This is a genomic window from Methanofastidiosum sp., assembly GCA_013178285.1.
In the GTDB taxonomy this organism is placed as follows: domain Archaea; phylum Methanobacteriota_B; class Thermococci; order Methanofastidiosales; family Methanofastidiosaceae; genus Methanofastidiosum.
This window is the reverse complement of sequence record JABLXD010000047.1, coordinates 1-5,690: the sequence shown is the minus strand read 5'-3', so window position 1 is coordinate 5,690 and position 5,690 is coordinate 1. Positions and strand designations below refer to the sequence as shown.

Genomic DNA, 5,690 nt, shown 5'->3' with positions numbered 1-5,690 from the left:
TAGTGTGGTTTGTGTGAGTAGTTTGAGGAAGGAGGGCATGTCTATTTGGATGGTGGTGGGGTTTCCGTTGAGTTTGGTTCCGTTGATGGTTGTGGTGGTGGGTAGTTTGTTGTTGTTTTCTATGTATCTTTGTGTTCAGTTCGCCGCTTCGGCAATTTGCGTATGTTAAATATAAAGGTCCTGCAGCGGCATAGTTCACGGGATTTGTTGTACCAATTTTTTGTTCAGAATTGGTTATATTTGTGTTATCTGAGCTTGCACAAACTCTCTCTAAGCTAAACAATTAATGGTAGGACATAAGTCATTTTGTTTCTATTTTTAAGAATAAAAAAATATAATTACTTTTGATTTTTCATTAATTTTTCCAAGAATATTTTTGCTGAGGATGACCAGGAGAATTTTGACGCGCGTTGTTTTCCTTTATTTATAAGGCTTTTTTGTAGGTTTACATCAGTTTCTAACTTTATTAAGGCCTCAGATAAATTTATTTCATTGTCAACATCCACATAATACGCAGCATCTCCACAAACTTCAGGTATCGATGTACATTTCGTAGTTATTACCGGACATCCCATAGACATGGCTTCCAAAACAGGAAGCCCAAATCCTTCATATTTCGAGGGATATATTAATGCAGTGGCATTGGAGTAAAGTAAAGACAACTCTTCATCAGTTATATAGCCTTTTTCTATAACTATGCCTGAATTTACTCCTTCAGTAACTAAATTCTTAAAAGATGGTGAAAAATAGTTTTTAGATCCGGTTAGAACCAGTTTATTTCTTAACTTTTTTTCTTCATGTAGTTTTAAAAATACTTTCAGCAATTTTTCCAGTCCTTTACGTGGATCATAACCTCCTACATAGAGAAAATATTTGAACTTAGGATTGCCTTTGCTTTCAGTTTTCACTTTTTTAAGAGTTGACCCATGTAAAATCACTTCTATATCCACATCTACTACAAAATTTTGAAGGATTTCTTTTTTTGAATATTCTGATACTGTGAATATTTTTTTGGAGCGATTAATACTGGTTTGTAAACTCTTTATATATTTATCTCTCTCATTTTTTGATTTAAAGTAATCAGGAATGGTCAAAGGTAAAACATCATGAATAGTTAGCACTATATTTGTATAAACCCTAATGAATGGGGGGACGTTGCCGTTCCAGGGGAAATGTACAAATTTGGGTCGATTCTTCAGTATATAACATGGCAATATTACATAGCGCCATAGGATGTTATTAATGTTGAGTTTATCTGTAAAATTTATACTGATTTGTTTAGATTTTATTCCATTAGGAAGACTAATTTTGAGAGGTTTTCTATGAATCACTGTCACTTCTAGTGAATGGTCGAGCTCTATGCATTTTTTGTATAGTTCTAACAAACTTTTGGCAATTCCAGTAGCTGGCTGTTCGAGAACAGTTCCATCAACTATTATTTTCATTCATCAACCATCCTCAGGTATTGCAATAAAATTCTCACTATCCGTTGCTTTAACATTATAACCAAATTCTTCTAAAAAAAGGATTAGATCTTTTACTTTGTAATTATAAGGGGTTGTGTTGAGGTCAGTAGCTTCAAATAGGATTATTGGTTTCATTGTTTCTATTGTTTTGAGTCCTCCTTTAATCACATCTAATTCACCACCTTCAACGTCCATTTTAATGAAATCAATGTTTTTTATGTTATTTTCAGTTACATAATCATCCAGTTTTTTTACATTAACTTCTATTACCTTTTCTAAAGGAGCTCTTTTAGTATCTTTTAATCCACCTAAACCTTCATGACCTTCTATCGGACAAAAAAACTTCATTTTGTCGTCTGAAGTACTGAGGGCTATTTGTTCAGTGATGATTCTACCATCATTCAAAATAGGATTAATTTCAATATTTTCATTTAAAAGGGAATAAATATTGGGATTTGGCTCAAATGAAAACAGTTTTCCGTTACTACCAATTAGATTGGCCATTAAAAGAGATATATATCCAACATTTGCCCCAATGTCAAAAACTGTCATTCCAGGTTTAACAAATTTCTTAATTAAATCTATTTCTTCTATTTCATATTTCCCGAAATATAAAAGGAAAGCGGAACCACTACTAAACCTAACAATAAATTTAAAACCATGTTCTGTGTTTATTATGGTTTCTTTCGCTCCGGTTCTTGTAAAAAAGGTCCATTTAAGTCTGTGTATTATTTTCTTAATTGACATCATATCTCCCATAATGTTTGTGAATAATCTTCAAATCTGCTTTAGAGTATAATTATTATTTTATTAATAGATTGTTTAGCAATATTCTATGATGATTATGATTTAGAGCTTATAAGACTTTAATATTAAATATTAAGAGTTAGGTAGTCTTTTAATTGAAGCATTAATAAACTTTTCCAATGGATTAATTTAAATTATTGTAGAAAGATTTAATCAATTTCATTATAACAATATAGGGTGTTAGGTTTTTTCATTTCAGCAGTTGTTGTTGCTTGTCATCGGCTTTAAGTTTGGATTACTCTAAGGCTCTTAAAGTAATCTTATGATCTGTGGTTTTTTTGCTACTGATTGTTATGCATAAAAAGGTACTTTTCATATCCCACTATGTTCTTATAAGTATTGGTGTTAAAGTCTTCAATTTTGCTTTTTATATGGACTTTTAAAGCAGTCCATTTTATTGTATAATTTATCTAATTTAGTTACTAGACGTTTTACAAATGTTTTCAGTGGAGTTTCCACGCTACACAACTATAAGGGGTAGTTTAATTGGCTGAAAAACTCTGTTTTTTCGTGTATTTTTCTTTAATCGGATTAAAGGAACGATTATTATTAGTCCAGTTAATCCAGAATAATAGTTTTTAAAGATGAAATAGCCTTTCAGGGCAATTAAAGTCTCATTTTTTAGTATTCTTCTTCTTTTTAGGTCTTCCAGGATTTCAAGATAAAATTTGAACTTCACATGAACACCGGAGTGGAATAGCATGGTCATATGGGTTTTACAAGTGTCATATATCCATTACTATTTGTTAATTGCCTCCAATATAATTACTTTTTGGAGCTAGAGAAGTTATAATTCCTAGCCCGTTTTTCTTCTAAAAGTTCGATCATCATAATACTTTTTTGTCAAGATTATATTCTAAATACGGATATCAATTGAATCAAATGATTATTCTTCCTATTTTCAATTATATCCCCTTTTAAATTCTTTATATCAGACTTTTTAAAACAAAATTGATAGTACTTGCATCTTCAAAACGTGAAGAAAACTCTGAAATTTCCAGATAACCTAAGTTGATAAAACATGAATACTTTTCTTAACTCTTACTGTTATTTAACTGAATAACAACATATTTAATATCAATTCCATAAAACATGGCAATTAATCTAATTTATATAGCGCTTAACACCTTATTAACGGGTTTCATACTCTTTTAGACTTATTTTCTACAGGGTTTCTCCATGAGTCGATATCTATAAATATATTACTTCCAACAAGTTACATTTAAGGTTTTTTAAAGCGCGAGCTAATGGTATTTTCATTTTAATCGCCAAAAATATTATGTAAAAGTCATTATTTAAGTTTTCTATATAAAAATCCTTTAAAATCAATATAACAATTCTTAAGAATGTAATTTTATAAAACAGATATAATACGCACAGATTTAAGCAAAAGATCAGTTTAATTGCCCAGATTTTCACATTAAATCTAACAATTAATAACCTACATAATTATAAAAATAGTTATGGAATTTTATAATTTTTATCTATTATTATTTAAAAAAGTTAGATTAAATTACCCTATTTTTTAATTATCGAGTTCGAAAATCTTTAAAATCTTTTTTAAGCTATTTATCTATTTATTTTCTTTGCATGAACATAATATGGTTCTGAGGGAGAATGAAAGAAAAATTCATCTTATTTACTTATCTTTAGATACTAGCTCCAAACAATACAATTTTATATTTTTATTATAATCAAGTTGTATTAAGTCTATCTGTGATGCTTAGTGAATGTACCAATGAATTGAATTTAAAAGATTATTTAAGCCTATAGAATAACCATTAATCTGTTTAGTTTATTTATTTTTATAAATTTTCGTTTGATTGTCTTTATATGCATGTATACTAATGGCTGCCGGGAAGAAATATATATTTGCTAATAAGAAATCCGTTAAATTAATTACTTTCCCTAACGGAGGATAAGATGATAATTTTTTTAGCATATTCAGAGGTTTGAAAAGAATTAACCAATCGCGTAAAGCACTGTCTAAATATTGTATCTTGTTTATTTTAAATCCGGATTGTTCAACTAAATATTTAATTTGATTTTTATTATAACGGCGTAGATGTCCAACTTTCTCATCATGCTCAAATTTTCCTGTAAATAATTTACTCATAAAAACAAGAGATGAATAGGATGTTGGGGTGATCAATAATAGATTTCCACCAATTTTTAGAGATTCAAAGATTTTCTTTAAAAATATATCATCTTGTGGAACATGCTCAATAACATGATTACAAATAATAAAATCAAAGGCTGCTTCTTCATTCCAATCAGAAATAAAATCAATTGACTTGAATTTAGCATTGTATAATTTATGATGATCTCTGTTATTTTTAGCAGATTCTATTGCATTACTTGCAATGTCTATTCCTGTAACTTCACATCCACACTTTGCCATATATAAACTTAAAGTACCATTATTGCATCCTAAATCCAATACCTCTAGACCAGGGCTTAAATAGGGGCGGATTTGTTTGAGTATTTGTCCATAGATAAAGTCATCGTCTTTAGGAATTGAATATATGCTTGTATCTCTATCGTAGCATTTTTCATAAAATTCTTTTTGATTTTCAGATGATGTGTTTTTCATAATCGTCCCAATCTTTTTATTATATTCAACTTAAGATTTTACAGTTTATGATATAGACCTTTAAAATATATATGATTAAGCTTGTCTGTTTTATGTGGAGTTTGTCAATGCGTAAATTTCTTGGGTTTCGTTTAAGCCGTAGAATATTATTATTCCTAATAAAAATACATTTATGTAGGCTTTTAATAGGCGGAAAGTTTGGGTTTGAGTGTATATGGCCTAATCATAATTTTTCTTTGAGAAATTGGAATACTTTTTCGATCGATTTTCAATTTTGTTCGGCGAATATCCTCTTATTTGGGAAGTAATTCGAATAATAGGTTTCGTAACTCTTGATAAATTGTTCGTAATTGTTTTCAGTTAATATAATCTAAAGGATTTATTATTTTATCTATTAACACTTCTAATATTGGTTTTTCATTGGAAATATTAAATGAAGAAATTTTTGTATTTGTTTATACCGTTAGATAATTACATTTAACAGTTAAAACCCTATCTACAATTACTAGCTGTTCTTTTCTTATAAATCTTCTTCTTTTTCTTCTTTTGAGTTCATGCATTATTAATCGAATATTTTTATTATGGGGTTTAACCACGATAGATTAGTTTTGATAGTGCTCTTAATGTTTCATATTTTACTGCTAAGATGTAATTTTTTGAATCCTGCGTAGTGACCTTTAGAGGTAGAAAAGTCTTTTTTGTAGTCTTCAAAAAAGGTATGTCTTCTTTAATTATTCGTGAATAAACCTTTCTTACTAGTTTTATAATTTAACAAGTCGAAATATTATAAGAATAATTCCAGAGCTTTTTCACGTTTTTTTTTT

At 28.9% G+C, this 5,690-nt stretch carries 4 protein-coding genes; all 4 read right to left on the bottom strand.

The features are described from left to right. Window positions 1-338 precede the first annotated feature (338 nt). Complete coding sequence (locus tag HPY60_10500) at window positions 339-1,445, bottom strand: glycosyltransferase family 4 protein (protein ID NPV51606.1); 1,107 nt, start codon at window positions 1,443-1,445, stop codon at window positions 339-341. 3 nt (window positions 1,446-1,448) lie between these two features. After that, window positions 1,449-2,213, bottom strand: a complete 765-nt coding sequence (locus HPY60_10495; GenBank protein NPV51605.1) for an FkbM family methyltransferase — start codon at window positions 2,211-2,213, stop codon at window positions 1,449-1,451. A gap of 520 nt (window positions 2,214-2,733) precedes the next feature. Next, the gene (locus tag HPY60_10490; GenBank protein NPV51604.1) at window positions 2,734-2,952 is read right to left on the bottom strand and encodes a hypothetical protein; all 219 of its coding nucleotides are present in this window, start codon (window positions 2,950-2,952) and stop codon (window positions 2,734-2,736) included. A 1,116-nt stretch (window positions 2,953-4,068) separates the two neighbouring features. Continuing rightward, complete coding sequence (locus HPY60_10485; protein NPV51603.1) at window positions 4,069-4,866, bottom strand: class I SAM-dependent methyltransferase; 798 nt, start codon at window positions 4,864-4,866, stop codon at window positions 4,069-4,071. Window positions 4,867-5,690: the final 824 nt, after the last annotated feature.

Bases quoted from the DNA above. Each gene is read 5' to 3' on its own strand.
- HPY60_10500 (NPV51606.1), bottom strand. From the start codon at position 1,445: ATGAAAATAATAGTTGATGGAACTGTTCTCGAACAGCCAGCTACTGGA.
- HPY60_10495 (NPV51605.1), bottom strand. From the start codon at position 2,213: ATGTCAATTAAGAAAATAATACACAGACTTAAATGGACCTTTTTTACA.
- HPY60_10485 (NPV51603.1), bottom strand. From the start codon at position 4,866: ATGAAAAACACATCATCTGAAAATCAAAAAGAATTTTATGAAAAATGC.